The following is a 20,170-nucleotide window of genomic DNA, read 5'->3' on the forward strand; positions in this document are numbered from 1 at the left end:
CCACCGGCCCACCGGCCCACCGGCCCACCGGCCCACCACACCCCACACCCGGGCACCAGGCACCGGGCACCGGGCACCGGGCACCGGGCACCGGGCACCGGGCAAGGCCGGCACCCGGACACCTCCCGGCAGAGGCGGGGCACCGCCCGTGACGCCACACACACCTTCACAGGACCCGTCACCACAACGGCACGCACACCACAACGCCCCCCACCGCACGGTCAGCCCCACCGCACGGTCAGCCCCACCAAGCCGCGCAGCCACCCGCCGGTGCCACACCACCACTCCCCTCCCCCACCCGGGGAACACGGCCCGGGAATCCCCACCACGCCACACCCAGGCCCCCAGCCCGCCCCGCACCCACACCCACGGCCGGGCGCCAACACACCGGGCACCACCCCCGCAAAAAGCCACACGGCCAGGCAGCCCGCCCCCACACCGCCACCAGCCGATTCCACGCCACCCAGCACACACACGGCAACCAGCCAACCCACCACACAACCCAGGCGCACCCAGAAACAGGACACCAACCCCCCACACAATCCGCCGGGATGGTGATGCCACCGGGCAACCACAGGTACCGGCGATCCGCAGATCAGCGGCCTGAGCACCGGCTAAACCCGAACCGAAAAGCCCTCTGCGCCACCCCACGTGACAACCCGGCACCCCGCCAACCCGGACAAGCATGCTGAAGGAACCCGCACACAACCGGCACCCACGACATCAACACCTTCCCAGCCCCGCACCCCCACACCAGCCGGCACCGGCACCGGCAACCGGCAACCGGCAACGGGGCAGAACGAGAAGGCCGCACGGCCCCGATACCCGGAAGCTCTGCGGGAGCAGTACCGGCGGTGGTGCCCCCGCACTGCAAACGCGCGGGAAACCGTTATCCGCCCCATCCGCGCAACCTCACGCCACCAACCACAACCCCGCAGTACAACAACGCGAACGCGCCCGCATCCGCATCCGCATCCGCAGGGAGAAAGACATCCGCCAGGGCGGCAGACCACCACGAACAGCAGCCTGATGAGCACCCGCCCCAGCGCACCAGACGGCCGCAGCACCAGCCTCTCCCCCCATGAATGAGGCGGAACAGCATCTCCTTGCCCAGCCACAGGACTGATACGCGACGCAGGACCACAGCGACTGGGAACACGAGTAAGGCATGAGGACCGCCACGCTCAACAACCCGCTAAACCATCCAAACCAAATCGATTCAGAAGAGACAGACCTCAACAGACGCGAATACCCCCGCCAGAACATCAAACGCAACGCCCAGGATCGAGTCCCGGCCTGGACCGCTGCAAAAGCTTTCCACACCGCACACGGCCCCCGAAACCCCAGAAAGACACTCGCGATCTTCCGCGCATGAGCGACCACCAGGCACTCTGACGCCGCAGAGCCAGATACAAGAACCGGGTGAACCGTTGCGGTCAGAGCACCGGGGCCTCAACCAAGGCGGACCAGGTCGAGACGAGGCGGGCCGGACCGGGGCGCGCCAAGGCGGACCGCGGCGAGGCGAGGCGGACCGGACCGGGCCGGGGCGGGCCAAGGCGAGCCGAGGCGGACCGGGGCGGGCCGCGGCGGGCCGGGGCGAGGCGGGCCGGGGCGAGGCGGGGCGAGGCGGGCCGGGCCAGCCGAGACGGACCGCGGCGAGGCGAGGCGGGCCGGGCCGGGCCGGGGCCAGCCGAGGCTAGGCGAGGCGAGGCGGGGCCAGCCGAGGCGGGGCGAGGCGAGGCGGGCCGGGGCCAGCCGAGGCGGGCCAAGGCCAGTCGGCGGACCGGGGCGAGGCAAAGCGGACCGAGGCGGACCGGGCCGGACCGGACCGCGGCGAGGCGGACCAGGGCGGACCGGACCGGGGACGAGGCGGGCCGGACCGGGGCGGGCCCGGGGCGGGCCGGCCTGTCCTCGGCCGCCTCACAACTGCTGCCGATACCACTCCGCATACCGGCCGAACGCCTGCGAAAACCTCGGCCCCGGCGACACACCCACCGAACCCCACAACCGGCCACTGTCATACCAGTGATCCACCGCCAGCAACGACACCAACCGCCGCACCCCCGCATCCGCACCCCCACCACCCACACCCCCCAACCACGCCAGCGCACCCTCCACATCCACCTCCCCCGACGGCAACACCAAACCCAGTTCCCCCACCACCGTCCCCACCAACTCCCGCGCACTCACCGGCACCGGATGCCCCACATGCAACACACCCCCCGACACCCCACCCCCCAACGCCAACTCCACCAGCACATCCGCCAGCACATCCACCGACACCATCGACATCCGCGCTCGCCCCCCATCCACCCAGAACGGCAACCGCCCCAACAACCCCACCAACGACGGCACCACCCACCGATCCCCCTGCCCGAACACCAGATGCGGCCGCAACACCGTCCCCCCCGCCCCCAACACCAACCGCTCCCCCTCCAACCGCGTCACACTCGCCGCAGACACCGGCCCCTCCTCCAACTCCCCCTCCACCGCACCCCGATGCACCCCGTCCCGATACACCGCAGCCGTCCCCAACTGCACCACCCGACCCACCCCCGCCCGCCGCGCCTCCCCCAACAACGCCCGCGTCCCCTCCACATTCACCACCCGGCACTCCTCCCACCCCCCACCCACCCGCGACGCCAAATGCAACACCACCCCCACCCCCTCACACACCCCCCGCAAAGACCCCACCACCCCTAAATCCCCCCACACCACCTCAACCCCCTCCACACCCTCCAACCCCACCGGCACCCCCACCCGATGCACCAACAACCTCACCCCCACCCCCAACCCCACCAACCGCCCCACCACAGCCGACCCCACAAAACCAGCCGCCCCCACCACCAAAACCCGCCCACCAAACCCCACAACACCCATCCCCGCATGCTACGTTCACGCGATGACCAGCGGCACCAGCACACCCCTCATGGCCAACCAATCCGCCCTCATCACCGGCGCCAGCAGCGGCATCGGAGCCGCCGCCGCCCGCGTCTTCTGCCGCGAAGGCGCCGCCGTCACCCTCGTCGCCCGCCGCGAACCCCAACTCGCCGCCCTCACCCAAGAACTCCAAGACCAAGGCCACCACGCCCAATACGTCATCGCCGACGTCCGCAACACCCACCAAATCGCCCACGCCGTCAACACCGCCATCAAAACCTACGGACGCCTCGACTCCGCCTTCAACAACGCCGGCACCGGCGCCACCCCCCAACCCATGCACCTCCTCGACGAAACCACCTACGACACCATCATGGACACCAACACCCGCGGAACCTGGAACAGCATGCGCCACGAAATACGCGCCATGCTCAAAAACGGACACGGCCAAATCGTCAACAACAGCAGCACCGCCGGCCTCGTCGCCACCCCCGTCACCGCCCCCTACATCGCCTCCAAACACGCCATCATCGGCCTCACCAAAGCCGCCGCCAACGAATACGCCCCCCACAACATCCGCATCAACGCCATCGCCCCCGGCACCACCCGCACCGAAATGATCACCAACTGGCTCAACGAAAACCCCCACATGGAACAAACCCTCCTCACCACCACCCCCCTCCCCCGCATCGCCACCCCCACCGAAATCGCCGAAGCCGCCGCGTGGCTCTGCAGCCCCCGCGCCACCTTCGTCATCGGCACCACCCTCTCCATCGACGGCGGCTGGACCACCCGATAACCACCCGCACCCACCCACACACCACCACCCACAACACCCACACGCACGAACAACCGCTATAGCCTTTCGGCATGACCACCCTGGAAGAGATCCACGACATCCCCGTCCTCGTCTGCGCAGCCGAGGGACCGTCCATCGGGAGCGAGCAGGACGCACTGGACCTCATCGGCAACGCCGGTTATCAGGAGGCGCGTTGGGTCGTGGTGCCCGCCGCGCGGCTCAGTGACGACTTCTTCCGGCTCCGCACCCGCGTCGCCGGTCACATCAGCCAGAAGTTCGCGCAGTACCGCATCGGCCTGGTCGTACTCGGCGACATCACCCGGCACACGGAAACCAGCCCCGCATTCGGGGACTTCGTCCGGGAGTGCAACAACGGGCGCCAGCTCTGGTTCGTACAGGACAAGGAGCAGCTCGCGGAGCGACTGCAGGGCTGACCGAGCCACCAGCCGTACGCGTGCCCCGCACCGCGCGGCCCGTGCCCGGACCCCCGGCCCAGGTTGTGGGCCCGGCAGGGGTTCCGGGCGCGGTCTTACGACGTCGCCAGAGCGGGCGCGTCCTTCACCGACCCGCCCGTCGTACCGGTCCGGTCCGTCTCGCCGGACGCCGACCGGATCCCCGCGTCCCCCGCCCCTCGACGGCGGGTACGGGCGACCAGCACGAACGTCACGCTGATCAGCAGCGCCCAGGCGCCGAACTTGCTCAGCGGGACCGGCTGCCAGCCGTCGAGCTGGTGGGGATAGCTCCAGGCCCCGACGTAGGTGGCCGCGTTCTCCGCCACCCAGAGGAAGAAGCCGATGAGCGCGAAGGCCAGGGCCAGCGGCATCCGGTAGCGGGATGCGCCCACCGTGAAGTGGACCCAGGTACCGGCCATCGCCGCGATCAGCAGCACGGCGAGCACGAGCCGGGCGTCCGGCAGCCAGTGGTGCGTGAAGAAGTTCAGGTAGACGGCGGCCGCCAGTACGGCCATGGTGCGCGGCCGGTACCGGACCAGCGACAGGTCCATGATCTTCCAGGCGCGGCAGCAGTAGCTTCCCACGGCGCTGTAGAGGAAGCCGCCGTAGAGCGGAACGCCCGCGACCTTGGTCAGCGCGTCCTCCGGGTAGCTCCACGACCCCATGCGTACCTTCACCAGCTCGAAGAGCAGCCCGACGACGTGGCAGCCCAGGATCACGGCGGTGTCCCGGGCGTCGTCCCAGCCGACCTTGCGGGCCAGGACGGTCAGGGCCACGCCGAAGAGCAGGAGCAGGTCGTAGCGCGCGACCGGCAGATCGGCGGGCAGCAGCCGCGATGCGCCGATGCCGCCCACGAGCACCACGGCGAAGGCCACGGCCCGCACCTGGTCGCATCCGAAGCGCCAGAACTGTGCACAGCCGTGGGATACCTTCCGAAACGTCATGCCCTCGCAGACGGCTCGCCGGCGCCGATGGTTGCGCGCGGCCGGCGCCCGCGGCAGTGCCGCCGGGGGCTGCGTGCGGCCCACAGACGGCCTACAGACGGCCTACGGACGGCCTGCCTGCGTGCCGACCGGCGCCGTTCAGCTCTTGCGGTACGTGTACGCCTCCCCCGCGGCCGAGGCGACCGCGTCCAGGGTGGCTCCGGCGGAGGCTGCGACGACCGCCGCCGCCGCGCCCTCCACGAACGGGGCGTCCACCAGCCGGGACCCCGGGGGGAGTTCGTCGTCCTCCAGCAGTGCCTTGACGGTGAGTACGGCACTGCCCAAGTCGACCAGCAGGGCGATCCCGGCGCCGCGGTCCACCTCGTGCGCGGCGGCGAGGATCAGCTCGGCGCTCGTGCCCAGCCCGCCGTCGGGCGTGCCGCCCGCAGCGGCCACCGGCGCCACGGGCCCACCCGCGGCCAGGCCCCGTGCCAGGTCGGCCACCGACGTGGCGACCGCCGCGCTGTGCGAGACCAGTACGACGCCGACCGGGCCGGAGCGCGCATCCGAACCCGCACCCGTACCCGCGTCCGCGCCCGAACCAGGACCCGGACCCGGACCCGGGCCACCACCCGTCCCCACCTCCGGCCCCTTCACAGCACACCGTCCGCGACGTCCGCCAGTGCCCCCAGCAGCAGTGCCGACGAGGTCGCGCCCGGGTCCTGGTGCCCGATGCTCCGCTCGCCCAGGTAACTGGCCCGGCCCTTGTGCGCCTGCATCGGGACCGTCGCCAGGGCTCCGCCGTCCGCCGCGTCGGCGGCGGCCCGGTAGGAGGTGCCCAGCGCGGCGATCCCCGGCAGCAGGGCGTCCAGCATCGTCTTGTCGCCCGGGGCGGCCCCGCCGAGGGACGCCACCGCACCGACCGCCGCGTCCAAGGCCTGCCTGAGGTCCTCGTCGGAGACCTCGGCGGCGTCCCCGAGGTCCTTGCCGGCACGCCGCAGCAGCGTCCCGTAGAGGGGGCCCGAAGCGCCGCCGACGGTCGAGATCAGGGTCCGCCCGGCGAGCAGGAGCACCCCTCCCGGCGTGGCCGGGGTGTCCTTGTTCAGGGCGGCCCGGACCGCGGTGAAGCCGCGCAGGAGGTTGCTGCCGTGGTCGGCGTCCCCGATGGGTGAGTCGAGTTCGGTGAGCCGGTCCGACTCGCGCTCCACGGCGGCCGTGGTGGCCACCATCCAGCGCCGGAAGAAGTCTGCGTCTCGCACCGGATCTCCTCGCCTCGCGCCGGAACCCAACCCGCCCGGCGGCCGCCATCGTCCTACCGCCACCTTACGGTCAGCGGGGTCAGCGGCCCCACCGCAGCGCGGACGTCTGCACGGGCGCGTCCCACAACCGCAGCAGTTCGTCGTCGGCCCGGCACAGGGTCACGGAGCAGCCCGCCATGTCCAGCGAGGTCACGTAGTTGCCCACGAGGGTGCGCGCCACCGGGACGCCCCGGGCCGCCAGCACCGCCGCCACCTCGGCGTGGAACCCGTACAGCTCCAGCAGCGGTGTCGCGCCCATCCCGTTGACCAGAGCCAACACCGGTCCGTCGGCCGGCGCGACCTGCGCCAGGTCGTCGAGGACGGCGCCGACGGCGAACTCCGCGATCTCCCGGGCCGACATCATCGCGCGCCGCTCGCGGCCCGGTTCGCCGTGGATCCCGACGCCGAGTTCCAGTTCGCCCTCCGGCAGGTCGAAGGTCGGGCTGCCCTTCGCGGGGGTGCTGCATGCGCTCAGTGCCACGCCGAAGCTGCGCGAGGCCCCGTTGACCCTGCGGGCCACCGCCGCCACCTGGTCCAGCGGGGCGCCCGCCTCGGCCGCCGCGCCGGCGATCTTCTCCACGAAGAGCGTGGCCCCGGTGCCGCGCCGCCCGGCCGTGTACAGGCTGTCGGTGACCGCGACGTCGTCGTCGACCAGCATGCGCTCGACCCGGATGCCGTCCTCCTCGGCGAGCTCGGCGGCCATGTCGAAGTTGAGGACGTCCCCGGTGTAGTTCTTGACGACGAAGAGCACGCCCTGCCCCGCGTCCACGGCCTTGGCCGCCTGCACCATCTGGTCGGGCACCGGTGAGGTGAACACCTCGCCGGGACACGCGGCCGACAGCATCCCGTACCCGACGAATCCCCCGTGCAGGGGCTCGTGTCCGGAGCCGCCGCCGGACACCAGCCCGACGCGGCCGCCTTCCCGGGCGTCCCGCCGTACGATGATCCGCCGCTCCACGTCGACGTCGAGCTCCGGGTGGGCGGCCGCCATCCCGCGCAGGGCGTCCGCGACCACCGTGTCCGCACTGTTGATCAGCATCTTCATCGGGTACCTCCCGGGGGAACGGACGGGCGGGCCCGCGACCGGTGCGGCGCGCGCCCTCCCACCCAGTGTGCCGCCGGGGCCCCGGCATCCGCGACGGATGCGCCGCCCGGAAGACCGCATCGCCGCGGGCGCGCGCGTCCCCGTACCGTCGTGGCAGGCGCGCGCCGTCCCCGGTACCCCGTCGTCGCCGCGGGCGCGCGCCGTCCCCGTACCGTCCGCCGGCACGGGCGGCGACCGTCCGCTCGCACGGCCGGCGATCCCGGTACTAAAATGCTTGCGGAGACTCGGGGCTGTCGACGGCCGGTCTTAGGCCCGGCGGGAAGCGGGCACCCATGACGGAGCGGTTCAAGCGGTCGGGGCTGGTGGGCGAGCTGTCGGCCGAGTTCGCCGGCACCATGATCCTCATCCTCTTCGGTTGTGGAGTGGTGGCCCAGGTGGTCGCCGGAGGGGCCCTGACGGACCCCGCGGGCGGTCTGGGCAATCACGACAGCATCGCCTGGGCCTGGGGCCTCGGCGTCACCCTGGGCGTGTACGTGGCCGCACGGCTGAGCGGCGCCCATCTCAATCCCGCCGTGACCGTGGCGCTGGCGGCGTTCAAGGGCTTTCCGTGGAGCAAGGTGGCTCCCTACGCCCTCGCGCAGACGGCAGGGGCCTTCGTGGCGGCCCTGATCGTACGGTGGAACTACACCGAGGCACTGGCCAAGGCCGACCCCGGGCACACGATCAAAACGCAAGGCGTCTTCTCCACGCTGCCGGCCAACGGGAACACGAACCTGCCGGTCACCGAATGGGGCGCACTGCGCGACCAGATCATCGGCACCGCGATCCTGCTCCTGCTGATCCTCGCGGTCACGGACCTGCTGGGCACGCCGCCCGGCGCCAACCTGGCTCCGTTCATCGTCGGCCTGATCGTCGTGGCGATCGGCATGGCCTGGGGCACCAACGCCGGTTACGCCATCAACCCGGCACGCGACTTCGGCCCCCGGCTCGCCAGCTTCCTCACCGGGTACGGCGGAGCGTGGCGGGATCAGTACGGGCACTTCTACTTCTGGGTGCCCATCATCGGACCGCTGATCGGCGGTCTGCTCGGCGCGGGTCTGTACAAGTTCTTCATCGGCCGGTTCCTGCCGACCGCCGAGCCGGAACCGCCCGGGCGGGTCCCGTCCCCGGACGAGAGCTGACCGGATCCCGGGGCGGGCCGGTACCGGTCCGCCCCGCCGCAGGAGAAGCCCCAAGAGAGGCGGCATCCCATGGCTGACTTCGTCGGCGCAGTGGACCAGGGGACCACCAGCACCCGTTTCATGATCTTCGACCACGCAGGCAACGAGGTGGCCAAGCACCAGCTGGAGCACACACAGGTCCTCCCGCGCTCGGGATGGGTCGAGCACGACCCGGTCGAGATATGGGAGCGCACCAACTCGGTGATGCAGAACGCGCTCCGGCACGGGAACATCTCCGCCTCCGACCTCGCGGCCATCGGCATCACCAACCAGCGCGAGACCACCGTCGTCTGGGATCCGCGGACCGGCCGTCCCTACTACAACGCCATCGTCTGGCAGGACACCCGCACGGACTCCATCGCTGCCGCGCTGGAGCGCTCGGGCCAGGGCGACGTCATCCGGCGCAAGGCGGGACTCCCGCCGGCCACCTACTTCTCCGGCGGGAAGATCCAGTGGATCCTGGAGAACGTCGACGGAGTCCGCGAGGCGGCCGAGCAGGGCCACGCGCTCTTCGGCAACACCGACTGCTGGGTGCTGTGGAACCTCACCGGAGGACCCGACGGCGGCATCCACGCCACCGACGTGACCAATGCCAGCCGCACCATGCTGATGGACCTGGAGACCCTCGACTGGGACGACGAACTGCTGGGCTTCTTCGGCGTACCCCGGTCGATGCTGCCGACCATCAATCCGTCCTCCCACCGGGAGGCATTCGGCCGTACCCGGACGTCCCGGCCGCTGCGGGAGGCCATCCCCATCACCGGCGTGCTCGGCGACCAGCAGGCGGCCACCGTCGGTCAGGTCTGCTACGCCCCCGGCGAGGCCAAGAACACGTACGGCACCGGCAACTTCCTGGTGCTCAACACGGGCACCGAGCTGGTCCGGTCGCAGCACGGCCTCCTCACCACCGTGGCCTACCAGTTCGAGGGGAGCCCGGCGATCTACGCGCTGGAGGGGTCCATCGCCGTCACCGGCTCCGCGATCCAGTGGCTGCGCGACCAGCTGAAGATCATCGGTGACGCCGCGGAGAGCGAACGCCTCGCCCGTACCGTCGAGGACAGCGGCGGCATCTACTTCGTCCCCGCGTTCTCCGGCCTGTTCGCCCCGTACTGGCGTTCCGACGCCCGCGGCGCGATCGTCGGCCTCGCCCGCTACCACGACAACGGTCACTTGGCGCGCGCCGCACTCGAGGCCATCTGCTACCAGAGCCGCGATGTGGTGGAGGCGATGGAGCAGGACTCCGGCGTGCACCTCGACGTGCTCAAGGTCGACGGCGGCGTGACCGCGAACGACCTGTGCATGCAGATCCAGGCCGATGTGCTGGGTGTCCCGGTCAGCCGCCCCGTCGTGGCGGAGACGACCGCGCTCGGCGCCGCGTACGCGGCCGGACTGGCCACCGGGTTCTGGCGGGACACGGACGAACTGCGCACCCACTGGCAGGAATCCAAGCGCTGGGAGCCCGAGTGGTCCGAGGAGCAGCGGGCGGAGGGGTACGCGGGCTGGAAGAAGGCGGTGGAGCGCACGCTCGACTGGGCCACGGTCGAGTAGGCCGCGGCGGGCGACAAAGCCCTCACCCCATCCGCGCCGGCATCCGCGTCCGCCGCACCCGCACCCGCACGACCAGGAGGAGACCATGGTGAATCCGGTGGCTCTGTCGCCCGGAGCCCGCTCGGAGGCCCTCGCCCGGCTGGGCGAGGGGGAGCTCGACGTCCTGGTCGTCGGCGGCGGCGTCGTCGGCGCCGGGGCGGCGCTGGACGCCGTCACCCGGGGCCTGCGGGTCGGCCTCGTCGAGGCCCGGGACTGGGCGTCGGGCACGTCCAGCCGCTCCAGCAAGCTGATCCACGGCGGACTGCGCTACCTGGAGATGCTGGACTTCCGGCTCGTCGCCGAAGCGCTCAAGGAACGCGGGCTTCTGCTCCAGTTCCTGGCTCCTCACCTGGTGCGCCCGGTGCCCTTCCTCTACCCCCTGCAACACCGGGTCTGGGAACGGCCGTACGTGGGCGCAGGCGTGCTCCTGTACGACACCATGGCCACCGCCTCCGGCACGTCCAGGGGCCTGCCCCACCACCGGCACCTGCTCAAGCGCCAAGCCCTGCGGGAGGCACCCGCCCTGCGCTCCGACGCGCTGGTCGGCGCGGTCCAGTACTGGGACGCCCAGGTCGACGACGCCCGGCACACCATGTTCCTCACCCGCACGGCCGTCGCGTACGGGGCGCTGGCCGCCAACCGCACCCGCGTCAGCCGGTTCCTGCGCCAGGGCGAGCGGGTGGTGGGCGCCGTCGTCACCGACCTGGAGACCGGCGCCGAGACCGAGGTGCGGGCCAAGCAGGTCATCAACGCCACCGGTGTGTGGACCGACGACACCCAGGGGATGGCCGGCACCCGCGGCCAGTTCCACGTCCGCGCGTCCAAGGGCGTGCACCTCCTGGTCCCGCGCGACCGGATCAACTCGCGCACCGGGCTGATCCTGCGCACCGAGAAGAGCGTGCTGTTCGTCATCCCGTGGGGACGGCACTGGATCATCGGGACGACCGACACCGACTGGACGCTCGACAAGGCGCATCCCGCCCTCAGCTCCCGGGACGTCACGTACCTGCTGGACCACGTCAACGCGGTCCTGACGACCCCCCTCGTCCCCGAGGACGTCGAAGGCGTCTACGCGGGGCTGCGCCCCCTGCTGTCCGGCGAGGCCGCGGAGACCAGCAAGCTGTCGCGGGAACACCTGGTGGCGCACCCGGTGCCCGGGCTGGTCGTGGTGGCGGGCGGCAAGTACACGACGTACCGGATCATGGCGAAGGACGCGGTCGACGAGGCGGTGCGCGGACTGGACGAGAAGGTCCCCGACTGCACCACCCAGCGCGTTCCCCTGCTCGGCGCCGACGGTTATCCGGGGCTGTGGAACGCGCGGCAGAGCCTCGCCGCCCGTTCCGGGCTCCACGTCGCCCGGATCGAGCACCTGTTGAACCGCTACGGCTCACTGGTGCACGAGCTGCTCGCCATGGTCGCGGAAGATCCTTCGCTCGGGGAGCCGTTGCCGAGCTCCGACGACTACCTGCGGGTCGAGGCGGTGTACGCGGTGACCCACGAGGGCGCCCGCCACGTGGAGGACGTCCTGGCCCGGCGCACCCGGATCTCCATCGAGTCGTGGGACCGGGGCGTGGACGCCGCCCGGACCGTCGCCGAGCTGATGGCTCCTCACCTGGGATGGGACCGGGCACACCAGGACCGTGAGGTCGACCACTACCTCAAGCGGGTGGCCGCCGAACGCGAGGCGCAGCAGCAGCCGGACGACCGGACCGCCGACGCGGTACGCCTCGGCGCCCCCGACATCATCCCCGCGGGCTGACCGCCACCGCGGTGATGGGGAATCCTCCCTGGCCACGGCCCTGCTGACGGACCGAAAAAGCATTCCTCCAGCGATCAGGTGTGCGACTAAGGTCGGACGCGTACTGATCGACATCTGGAGTGTGCATGCTAAAGACAGTTTCGGGCGCGGTGTCGCTCGCCCTGGTCGGAGGGCTCGCCGTGACCGGCGTGCTGGCCGGAGCGGCGACGGCAGCGGCCGCCGTGGGGCCGGGGGAGAGCTCCGTCGGCGCGCAGGCCTGGACGCAGGTGTCCCGGAAGTTCCCGACCCGCTCGTACTGGAACGCCGCCGAAGATCTGCGCGTCGGCAACGAGGGTGCCTCCGGGGGCCTGTCCCGCTCGTACGTCCAGCTGGACACCACCGCGTTCAAGGGCGCCACCGTCTCCAGGGCGACCTTCCGGATCGGCAACACGGGCGCGGCCTCGTGCACGGCCAAGCCGGTCGAGCTGTGGAGCACCGATGCCGTCTCGGCGAAGACGACCTGGAAGGCGCAGCCGGCCAAGCGCGTCAAGCTCGCCACGGTGAAGGCCGCCAAGGGCCCCGCCGGCTGCCCTGCGGGTGACCTCGAATTCGATGCCACCGCCGTGGTCAAGGAGGCGGCGGCCGGCGGCCTCGGCTCGGTCACCGTCGGCCTGTTCGCCGCGAACGAGTCCGACGCCGGTGCCTGGAAGCGCTTCGCCCCGGCGAGCGTACGGCTGAGCGCCGTCGTGGCCCGGCCCGCGGCGCCGGCGATCAGCTCGCCCGAGTTCCCCGACGCCTCGAACGGCACGCCCGCACACACGGGCAAGGCCCGCACGCCGGGTACGTTCACCTTCGGCGCGGGCGCCGCGGCCAACATCGAGAAGGTCGTCTACTGGTCGGACTGGGACTTCCGCGAGGCGACCGTGACGCCCGGCGGCACCGCGGTCCTCACTCCGGCCTCCTCCGGCCCGCACACCGTCTACGCCTACAGCGTCGACAAGGCCGGGAATCGCTCCGACCAGGCTCTCTACCGCATCTGGGCGCTCGGCAACGGAGGCGTCCGCGACACGTCCGGCGACCTGAACGGCGACGGCCTGCGCGACCTGTGGAGCCTGGCCGCGGACGGACGGCTCCGCTTCTCCGCCGGCCGTGCCGACGGCACCTTCGCCGCCCCTGCCGACGCCGGGGCGTCCTTCGCCCCCGGCACCCGGATCGCCATCGGCGGGGACTGGGGCGAGGACGGCTACAACGACCTGTTGGTCCTGGAGTACAACGAGGTCGTGAAGGGGAACCAGCTCAAGGTCGTGCCGAACACGGGCCTCGGCAGCGTCCGTTCGCACGACGCCGTGCTGCTGGACGTGTTCTGCCCGGTCGCCGACCCGGATCAGGGGTGCGTCAGCGACGATCCGGCGTGGACCGGCAACAATCACTGGGCCGACGCCCGGGACATCGCCGACGCCGGTGACGTCAACGGCGACGGGCAGCCCGACCTACTGGTGAAGCAGGGCACCAAGCTCTGGGCGTACCACGGCAGCCGTTCCGGCTACCTGGACATCGACGGCCCGCCGGTCCTGGTCGGCGACGGCGGCTGGGACGCGGTTTCCGTCCTGATCCCCGGCGACACCGATGGCGACGGCGCAGCCGACCTGTGGGTGCGCGACGACGCGACGGGCGACCTGTTCGCCGTACGGGGGGCCAAGGGCGGCGACGGGCGGCTCGCTCTCGCGAGCTGGGCCGAGGGCGACCGGGTCAAGATCGGCTCGGGTCTCACCCGGTCCGCCTACCCGGCCCTGGTCTCGGCCGGCGACTTCGACCGCGACGGCCGTACAGACCTGGCAGCCACCCGCGCTGACGGCACCGCCGTCTGGTTCCGGTCCACGGCGACCGGCATCGACCCGGCACCGGTCATCGTCGGCTGATCCGGCGCTCCGCTCCCCCGGCGCTCCCGACGGCTCCGCGCCGCCGGGAGCGCCGGGGCGCGTACCCGGCACGGGGGAGCGGGCGGGCTCGCCGCCGACAGCGAGTCGGCGGGGCCGCCTGCCGCGGTGTCAGTGCAGGGCCGTGCTGAGCACGGCGGCCAAGACGGTGACCGCCGCCAGGGCGACCATCCAGCCCCTGCTGCTCCCCGGCCTCGTCCCCTCAGGGTCCCGGGCGACGGCGAGACCCCCGGGGCGGGGGCTACCGAGGTCCCGGCACCGCGGGCACTCCGCACCGTGCACGAGGGCGTCCTGCCACATCTCGCCGTCGAGCGGCGCCCGCGCGAACAGCTTCCCGGGGTCTTCCACACCAGGAACAACGCCCGTGCCGCTGGCACGTCACCCCTTGCCGGCGCCCCGATATCCAACCGTGGCCGGACCGCATCCCCCCTGCGGCGTCTCCACCCGGTGTGGGCCACTGCCGCCCGGCCGGTGCCCACACCCGCCCGTACGGGTCCGACGCACGCCGGCCCCCGTACGCCCGTGCGGCGTCAGCCGATCTTCATGTGCTGGACGTCGACCACGTCACCCGGGAACTGCGCGTCGACACCGAAGGTGTAGAACGTCGCCAGGGTGTTGCCCTCGCGCACGGCCACCAGGCTGCCCTTGGACTTCTCACCGCCGTATCCGTACGGGGTACGCGGTCAGGAGCTGCGGTGATCTACACCGTACGGGCCGGACAGCCCCTCCGCGAACCGTACGTGCGCACCACAGGCATCGTCTCCGTCATGCGTCCCCGCTCCATCCCGCCGAGTATGCGGTGCCCGGGAGGGGAACGGCATGGCGCGAGTTCGACCCTGGTGGGGTGACGTGGGCGGCGGCCTATGTAATGTCACATCGCATGATGTTCTTACGTCGTGTGGCCCTCGCCGCCGCCCTGTTGGGCATGACCGCCGTCCTCCCGCCCGCCACCGCGCACGCGGACACCGCATCCGCCTGCCCCGGCGGTGTCACCGCGGCCGCGGTCCCCTCCCCGGATCCCGAGCAGAACCGCCTGACGGACCCCCGGTCCGCGGCCTTCCCCCAGCGGGCGGGGCTCGACGGCTTCGTACACCGCTTCCCGGCCGCACTGTGCGGCGTGCGCAGCGCCGCCGAGGCGGTGCGGCTGCTGGAGGCCTGGGGCGAAGCCCTGTGGCAGGCCTCCGTCGACCGCGCGCAGGGGCGGCGTCCCGGCGGGGACCTCGCCGCCGGGGACGACCGCCCCCTGTACTGGGCCCGGCTCGCCATGACGGTGCAACTGGCCCGGTGGCAGCCGCAGTTCCCGGTCGACCGGGCCGCGCTGAGGTCCGGCTTCGAGGACGCCTCGCGCGGCCTGACGGACAACGAGTTCCGGGGCACCCCGGGCGTGCGGCGGATCTTCGTGAGCGGATTCGACCCGTTCGGGCTCGATGCCGAGCTGCGCCGGGCCAATCCGTCGGGCTCGGCGGCGCTCCAGCTCAACGGCCGCCGGATCACCCTGACCGACGGTACGGTCGCCGAGTTCCGGGCCGTGGTCCTGCCGGTGCGCTACGCCGATTTCAACGCCGGCATCGTCGAGCGCGCCTACGGTCCGCGGTTCGCCGCAGGCCCGCGCTCCGCGGACATGATCACCAGTATCAGCCAGGGCTACCCCGGGATCTTCACCCTGGAGGCCTGGGCGGGACGCGCCCGCTCGGCCGATCCGTACCCCGACAACACGGGCGCCCTGTCGGGCGGTACGTACGATCGCCCCGTCACCGCGCCGGGGATGGGCCCGGGGCCCGAGTTCCTGCGGACCAGCCTGCCCACGGAGGCCATGACCTCCGTCCAGACGCCGTACCCCGTACGCCTGAACACGGCCGTCACCGAAATCCCGGACGGTCAGCAGACGCCGGTGGACCGGGCGGACGGACCGACCCCCGGCTCGCGCGCGGTGGCGGGCGGTGGCGGCGGTTACCTCTCCAACGAGGTCGCCTACCGCTCGAACCGCCTCCGGACGGAACTGCGCCCCGGCCTGCCCGGCGGTCATCTGCACACCCCGGTACTGACCGGACTGCCCTCGGATCCGGCCCAGTTGACCGGCACCGACTTCGAGCGCAACGAGAGCGCCATCACGTCCCAGGTGCTGGCGGTACTGCGCAGCTCCGGCGGAGGGCGCTGACACATCCCGGAGCGGGTCGGGACCCGGACGGCCCGGACGTGTCACCGGGTCACCGGGTCACCGGGTCACCGGCCGCCGCGGTGGTCGTAGACCGTGATGCCCAGGGCCCTCATGGCGGCCTCGGCCCGTTCCGCGTCCCCTCCGTGGTCGATGGCTTCGAGCGCGGCGGCCGCCGAGGTCTGGACCGGGTGCGGCAGGCCCTCGTAGGCGGAGATCCGGTAGGCGATGTGGCGGCGGGCCCTGCGCTCCTCCTCCGTCACCCCGTCGGGCGTGAGCGGGAACACGGCCGCCTGGTACGTCGCGATGCACAGCAGCGCCGCGTCCGCGAGCCCCTCCGCGTAGCCGTCGACCGGAGTCGGTACGGGGGCGGGGCGGAGGAGGGCGACGACCTGCCGACGGGACAGGTGGGCCCCGATCCCCGCGCCCAGACCGGCCGTTCCCGCCAGGACCAGGGCCGCCAGCCGGCCGGACAGCAGGAACCCGAGGCACGCTCCGCCGACCGCCCCGCACGTCACGAGCACGAACGTGAGCATCAGCTGGACGCGCGAGGCGAGCGGGGACGTCATGACGAGCAGTATGCCCGGCGCGGCCGCCGCCCCGGATCGGCCCCTGGCGCTCCGTGCGGGACCGGGTGGGCGGGGAGGGCAGGGGGCGTCAGAGGCGGTGGACCGGCGCGGCCATGACCGCGGTCAGGTCGCCGGTGACCAGGGCGGTGTTGTCCGGCTCGCCGCGGCCGGGGTCGGTCCTGCGCTCCCTCAGGTGCGCGGCGGCCGGAGGTTCAGGGTCCAGGTGTGGATGGTGTACCGGATCGGGTGCTGGTCCGGGAGCGGTTCGGCGATGACCGCGGTGACCTGCGTGCCTTCCCGGCGCAAGGTACAGACGTGCCCGGACGCCCGGTCGGGGGCGATCGGCAGGAGCTCAGCGAGGACCGTGCCGCGGAGGCGGCGGTCGACGGCGCGCAGCACTCCCGCGTCGAGGGCGAGGATGGTGCCGTCGTCGAGGACGAGGGGACGTGGGGGCGTCGGATCGTTCAGCCGCGGACCGCGCTCGATGACGCCGCCGGGCTGCAGACGGACCACCCGGCTGCTGGTGGGGACGGCGCGGTCGGCCTCGACGACCCGGATCCCGGTACCGACGACGTAGTGACCGTAGCTCCGCCAGGTGTCGACGACGGCGCCGTCGCGGTCGTGCTCCCACGTGTCGAAGACGTCGTATCCCTCCAGGCCGAGCAGGAAGCGGCCACCGGGGAGGGCCGCGCCGCGCTCGCCGCGCAGTTCGGCGATCTTGGCGCCGTCCGAGAGGTCGAGGAGCAGGGCCGGGCCGAGGTTGCCCCACGGGGTGTACTCCAGGGAGTCCGTGGTGACCAGGACCCGCCCTCCGGCGATGTGCGCCGCGTTGGGCCGGCCCGCGCAGCGGTGGGTCCAACGGGTTTCTCCCGCGGCGTCGACGCAGCTGACGGCACCCACCCGGCCGTGGACGCCCAGGCCGTCGCGCGAGGCGAGCGGCCGCTCGGCCGCGACGCCGCGCCGGTCGTACGGCGGCGGGCCGGGCCGCTGCCCGTACGTCTCCACGGTGACGCGCCAGGGAGCGGTGGATCCCCCGCCGGCTCGGCCGCCGTGCTCGGAACGCGTCATGGCCGCGATGCTACGGGGCGCGGGACGCGTGTCGCCGGGCGGGCGACGGCCGCTGGCCGACGGGCCGTTCCCGTTGGAACGGCCGCGTTTCACACGCGCCAGGACCGGATGCGGTCGGCGGCGTCGTACGCGTCGGCGCGGCCGGCGTCGATGTCCTGCGCCAGGTCGACGAGCGCCCCGTAAGGGGCGTCGATCCCCTCGTTGGCGGCGTGCATGTACGCCGCCACCAGGCCCGCGCCGAACAGGGCGTTGCGCGCCGGGAGCGGGCGCAGCCGGATCACGGCGTGCATGAGGGCGGCCGCCCGCCAGGCGTTGTCGACGGTGGCGCCGATCTGGGGAGTGTTGACGCGGTGCCGGCCGACTGCGGCGACGAGGGCGGAGAAGTCGTGGATGGAGGGCTGCTTGGGCAGAACCTCGGCTTGGCGCTCCAGGAGCCAGCGGATGTCGACGTAGAGCTCCACGGCTCAGGCGGCCCGGCCCGGGGCGCCACGGCGGGACGGCGCGCCGGGACGGGGCGCATCGGGGCGGGTCGGCGCGTCGCCGGGGAACGCCTGGTCGAAGGCGTCGCCCTGGTCGGTGAGGAAGGCCCGGAAGACCTCGCCCGCCTCCTCCAGGCGCGGGTCGCGGACCGCGTCCTGCGCCGCTTGCGTGATCAGCGCGGTCACCGTGGTGCCCTCCGCGTCCGCCCGTTCCCTGAGCAGCGCGTGCAACTGTTCCTCGACCCTGATCGTCACCGTCTTAGACATGGTCACGACCGTACAGCAGCACGTAAAGCAGCGGCAGGGGAACGACCGAACGGTCCGGGAGGCGCCGCCCGGTCAGAGCGGGGGCGGGCCGTCCACGAGGGCGCGCGCCGCGGCGAGTTCCTCGCGGGCCGCCTGCTCCGCCAGGTCCACGTAGGCGTACGCGTCGTCGCCGATCGGGACCCGCAGCGGGGTCGATGCGTCCGCGGCGACGATGTCGAGGACCCGGGCGGCGAAGTCCTCGGGCCTGCCGGTCGCGGTGTCGTCCGCCATGACGCGGAACGCGTCGAGCATCGCCCCGGTCGACTCGGCGTACTGCGGCATCCGGCGGCCCGCCTCCGCGAGGGAGGTCCCGTAGCGGGTGGCGAAGACCCCCGGTTCGACGACGGTGACCCGGACGCCCTGGGGGGCGGCCTCGGCGGCCAGCGCCTGACTCATGCCTTCCAGGGCGTACTTGCCGGCGACGTACGCGCCCAGCCCGGGGAAGGCCATGCGACCGGCGAGCGAGGAGACGTTGACGATGTGGCCGTGCCCCTGGGCCCGCATGAGCGGCAGGACCAGCCGGGACAGCCGCCACGGGCCGACGACCAGGGTCTCCAGCTGGTCGCGCAGCTCCGCGTCGGAGACCTCCTCGACGGCGCCGAAGAGGCCGCATCCGGCGTTGTTGACGAGCACGTCGATGCCGCCGAGCCGGTCGGCGGCGGTCCGCACCGCATCCTCGCACTGGGCCGCATCGCGCAGTTCGAGCGCGATCGGGGTGATCCGGCCGGGCCAGTCCGCGGCGAGGTCGTCCAGGGCGGCCGTCTTGCGCGCGGTGACCGCCACCCGGTGACCGGCCCCGGCCGCCGCGGCGGCCAGCGCCCTCCCCAGTCCGGAGGAACATCCCGTCACCAGCCAGCGTCGCGCCATGGATCCCCCCGCACGTCGGTGATGCCGAGCCGGAGTCGGTCCCGGCGCCCCATGGTCGTCGGCGGCCCGGCCCCTGGTCAGCCCTCGTGCAGGGGCGTGCGAAAGCGCGACCGGCGCGCACCGGGGCGCACACCCACCCCGGTGCCCGTCCCCGGACCCCCGGGATGCGGTCACGTTGTCGGTACGCCCCCAAACGCCCGGTATGAGGGCGTCCCTCCGCCTTGCGATGCACCGCATCTGACGCCGCGCGCTGATCCACCAGGACCACGGGACGACCCTCAGCCGATCTCGACCACGCGCGCCCCGTCCGGGGGCGCGTCCGGTAGGTCCGACGCCGGAGGTCCCGGGCGCCGGTCGGGACGGCCCGGCACCGATACTGGGGGTGTGGCGGGCGGCCGGTCCCGGCGGCCGGCGCGTACCGAACCCGAGGGATGACGAAGCGATGACCCTGATGGAAGGCCGGCGGGTCCGGCTCGCGACGGAGACCAGGCTGATCGAGGCGACGGCGGTGGCGGACGACCCGTCGGCGCCGCCGACCGCTTTCGCCGGGTCCCTGTCCCTCGCGGCGGGCACGGAGGGCACCGTCGAGCGGGTGGTCGAGCACCGGCACCAGAGCGGGGAGGTGCGCGAGTACGAGCGGCTCACGTCACTCCTCGACGCCTTCGGCCCCGAGATGCCCGCGGGAAGCAGGCAGCAGTTGGAGGAGAAGATCGGCGCCCTGGAGCCGGCGTGGACCGCCTATCAGGAGCAGGGTCCCCGCGTCACGGTCCGGGTCCGCTTCGACAACGGGTTCATCCTGGACGACGTGGACCAGGCCCTCTTCACCGCCTGCTGACCCCGCATCACG

At 72.7% G+C, this 20,170-nt stretch carries 19 protein-coding genes; 8 read left to right on the forward strand and 11 right to left on the reverse strand.

The genetic code is table 11. The features are described from left to right. Positions 1–1,920: 1,920 nt before the first annotated feature. Positions 1,921–2,880 (reverse strand): NAD-dependent epimerase/dehydratase family protein, encoded by a 960-nt coding sequence (locus tag ACFWW8_RS24375; RefSeq protein ID WP_386531259.1) that lies wholly within the window; start codon positions 2,878–2,880, stop codon positions 1,921–1,923. Positions 2,881–2,902: 22 nt separating this feature from the next. Between ACFWW8_RS24375 and ACFWW8_RS24380 the strand changes: the two genes are divergently transcribed. Then, positions 2,903–3,679: an SDR family NAD(P)-dependent oxidoreductase gene (locus ACFWW8_RS24380; RefSeq protein ID WP_386531261.1), complete on the forward strand. Its 777-nt coding sequence runs from the start codon at positions 2,903–2,905 to the stop codon at positions 3,677–3,679. A gap of 71 nt (positions 3,680–3,750) precedes the next feature. After that, positions 3,751–4,113, forward strand: coding sequence for a DUF4180 domain-containing protein (locus ACFWW8_RS24385; protein ID WP_386531263.1), 363 nt, complete (start codon positions 3,751–3,753; stop codon positions 4,111–4,113). 95 nt (positions 4,114–4,208) lie between these two features. On the opposite strand, the gene ACFWW8_RS24390 is transcribed toward ACFWW8_RS24385, so the two are convergent. The 4 genes from ACFWW8_RS24390 to dhaK form a co-directional block, all read right to left on the reverse strand. Continuing rightward, a complete protein-coding gene (locus ACFWW8_RS24390; RefSeq protein WP_386531265.1) occupies positions 4,209–5,006 on the reverse strand; it encodes a DUF817 domain-containing protein in 798 nt (265 codons plus the stop codon). A 207-nt stretch (positions 5,007–5,213) separates the two neighbouring features. Next, on the reverse strand, positions 5,214–5,591 hold the full coding sequence (locus ACFWW8_RS24395; RefSeq protein WP_386531435.1) for a PTS-dependent dihydroxyacetone kinase phosphotransferase subunit DhaM: 378 nt from the start codon (positions 5,589–5,591) through the stop codon (positions 5,214–5,216). A 116-nt stretch (positions 5,592–5,707) separates the two neighbouring features. After that, a complete protein-coding gene (dhaL, locus tag ACFWW8_RS24400) occupies positions 5,708–6,313 on the reverse strand; it encodes a dihydroxyacetone kinase subunit DhaL (RefSeq protein ID WP_386531266.1) in 606 nt (201 codons plus the stop codon). 79 nt (positions 6,314–6,392) lie between these two features. Then, complete coding sequence (dhaK, locus tag ACFWW8_RS24405; RefSeq protein WP_386531268.1) at positions 6,393–7,397, reverse strand: dihydroxyacetone kinase subunit DhaK; 1,005 nt, start codon at positions 7,395–7,397, stop codon at positions 6,393–6,395. Between the two features lie 332 nt (positions 7,398–7,729). Between dhaK and ACFWW8_RS24410 the strand changes: the two genes are divergently transcribed. From ACFWW8_RS24410 to ACFWW8_RS24425, 4 genes are all read left to right on the forward strand, one after another. Next, positions 7,730–8,578: an MIP/aquaporin family protein gene (locus tag ACFWW8_RS24410; protein ID WP_386531270.1), complete on the forward strand. Its 849-nt coding sequence runs from the start codon at positions 7,730–7,732 to the stop codon at positions 8,576–8,578. Positions 8,579–8,647: 69 nt separating this feature from the next. After that, positions 8,648–10,165, forward strand: coding sequence for a glycerol kinase GlpK (glpK, locus tag ACFWW8_RS24415; RefSeq protein WP_386531272.1), 1,518 nt, complete (start codon positions 8,648–8,650; stop codon positions 10,163–10,165). Positions 10,166–10,250: 85 nt separating this feature from the next. Further along, the gene (locus ACFWW8_RS24420) at positions 10,251–11,963 is read left to right on the forward strand and encodes a glycerol-3-phosphate dehydrogenase/oxidase (protein ID WP_386531273.1); all 1,713 of its coding nucleotides are present in this window, start codon (positions 10,251–10,253) and stop codon (positions 11,961–11,963) included. 125 nt (positions 11,964–12,088) lie between these two features. Further along, positions 12,089–13,861 (forward strand): FG-GAP-like repeat-containing protein, encoded by a 1,773-nt coding sequence (locus tag ACFWW8_RS24425; protein WP_386531274.1) that lies wholly within the window; start codon positions 12,089–12,091, stop codon positions 13,859–13,861. A gap of 129 nt (positions 13,862–13,990) precedes the next feature. Here ACFWW8_RS24425 and ACFWW8_RS24430 read toward each other — a convergent pair whose 3' ends face one another. Further along, entirely contained in the window at positions 13,991–14,227 is a 237-nt protein-coding gene (locus ACFWW8_RS24430) for a hypothetical protein (RefSeq protein WP_386531276.1), read from the reverse strand. A 532-nt stretch (positions 14,228–14,759) separates the two neighbouring features. Between ACFWW8_RS24430 and ACFWW8_RS24435 the strand changes: the two genes are divergently transcribed. Beyond that, positions 14,760–16,037 (forward strand): pyroglutamyl peptidase, encoded by a 1,278-nt coding sequence (locus ACFWW8_RS24435; RefSeq protein WP_386531278.1) that lies wholly within the window; start codon positions 14,760–14,762, stop codon positions 16,035–16,037. A 65-nt stretch (positions 16,038–16,102) separates the two neighbouring features. Here the strand turns inward: ACFWW8_RS24435 and ACFWW8_RS24440 are convergent, their stop codons facing one another. The 5 genes from ACFWW8_RS24440 to ACFWW8_RS24460 form a co-directional block, all read right to left on the reverse strand. Beyond that, entirely contained in the window at positions 16,103–16,603 is a 501-nt protein-coding gene (locus ACFWW8_RS24440; RefSeq protein WP_386531279.1) for a hypothetical protein, read from the reverse strand. Between the two features lie 189 nt (positions 16,604–16,792). Next, on the reverse strand, positions 16,793–17,671 hold the full coding sequence (locus tag ACFWW8_RS24445) for a hypothetical protein (RefSeq protein ID WP_386531281.1): 879 nt from the start codon (positions 17,669–17,671) through the stop codon (positions 16,793–16,795). A gap of 89 nt (positions 17,672–17,760) precedes the next feature. After that, the gene (locus ACFWW8_RS24450; RefSeq protein ID WP_386531283.1) at positions 17,761–18,132 is read right to left on the reverse strand and encodes a toxin Doc; all 372 of its coding nucleotides are present in this window, start codon (positions 18,130–18,132) and stop codon (positions 17,761–17,763) included. 3 nt (positions 18,133–18,135) lie between these two features. Next, positions 18,136–18,417 carry a hypothetical protein gene (locus ACFWW8_RS24455; RefSeq protein WP_386531285.1) on the reverse strand — a complete coding sequence of 94 codons (282 nt, stop codon included), beginning with the start codon at positions 18,415–18,417 and terminating at the stop codon, positions 18,136–18,138. 72 nt (positions 18,418–18,489) lie between these two features. Next, entirely contained in the window at positions 18,490–19,323 is an 834-nt protein-coding gene (locus tag ACFWW8_RS24460) for an SDR family oxidoreductase (protein ID WP_386531287.1), read from the reverse strand. Between the two features lie 442 nt (positions 19,324–19,765). Between ACFWW8_RS24460 and ACFWW8_RS24465 the strand changes: the two genes are divergently transcribed. Then, positions 19,766–20,158 carry a hypothetical protein gene (locus ACFWW8_RS24465; RefSeq protein WP_386531289.1) on the forward strand — a complete coding sequence of 131 codons (393 nt, stop codon included), beginning with the start codon at positions 19,766–19,768 and terminating at the stop codon, positions 20,156–20,158. Positions 20,159–20,170: the final 12 nt, after the last annotated feature.

The sequence above is a fragment of the Streptomyces sp. NPDC058701 genome (assembly GCF_042715295.1).
Lineage (GTDB): Bacteria > Actinomycetota > Actinomycetes > Streptomycetales > Streptomycetaceae > Streptomyces.

Coding starts and splice junctions, on each gene's coding strand:
- ACFWW8_RS24410 (WP_386531270.1), top strand. CDS start 7,730: ATGACGGAGCGGTTCAAGCGGTCGGGGCTGGTGGGCGAGCTGTCGGCC.
- ACFWW8_RS24445 (WP_386531281.1), bottom strand. CDS start 17,671: ATGACGCGTTCCGAGCACGGCGGCCGAGCCGGCGGGGGATCCACCGCT.
- ACFWW8_RS24440 (WP_386531279.1), bottom strand. CDS start 16,603: ATGACGTCCCCGCTCGCCTCGCGCGTCCAGCTGATGCTCACGTTCGTG.
- ACFWW8_RS24435 (WP_386531278.1), top strand. CDS start 14,760: ATGATGTTCTTACGTCGTGTGGCCCTCGCCGCCGCCCTGTTGGGCATG.
- ACFWW8_RS24420 (WP_386531273.1), top strand. CDS start 10,251: ATGGTGAATCCGGTGGCTCTGTCGCCCGGAGCCCGCTCGGAGGCCCTC.
- glpK (WP_386531272.1), top strand. CDS start 8,648: ATGGCTGACTTCGTCGGCGCAGTGGACCAGGGGACCACCAGCACCCGT.
- ACFWW8_RS24425 (WP_386531274.1), top strand. CDS start 12,089: ATGCTAAAGACAGTTTCGGGCGCGGTGTCGCTCGCCCTGGTCGGAGGG.
- dhaK (WP_386531268.1), bottom strand. CDS start 7,397: ATGAAGATGCTGATCAACAGTGCGGACACGGTGGTCGCGGACGCCCTG.
- ACFWW8_RS24380 (WP_386531261.1), top strand. CDS start 2,903: ATGACCAGCGGCACCAGCACACCCCTCATGGCCAACCAATCCGCCCTC.
- ACFWW8_RS24375 (WP_386531259.1), bottom strand. CDS start 2,880: ATGGGTGTTGTGGGGTTTGGTGGGCGGGTTTTGGTGGTGGGGGCGGCT.
- ACFWW8_RS24465 (WP_386531289.1), top strand. CDS start 19,766: ATGACCCTGATGGAAGGCCGGCGGGTCCGGCTCGCGACGGAGACCAGG.
- ACFWW8_RS24455 (WP_386531285.1), bottom strand. CDS start 18,417: ATGTCTAAGACGGTGACGATCAGGGTCGAGGAACAGTTGCACGCGCTG.
- ACFWW8_RS24460 (WP_386531287.1), bottom strand. CDS start 19,323: ATGGCGCGACGCTGGCTGGTGACGGGATGTTCCTCCGGACTGGGGAGG.
- ACFWW8_RS24385 (WP_386531263.1), top strand. CDS start 3,751: ATGACCACCCTGGAAGAGATCCACGACATCCCCGTCCTCGTCTGCGCA.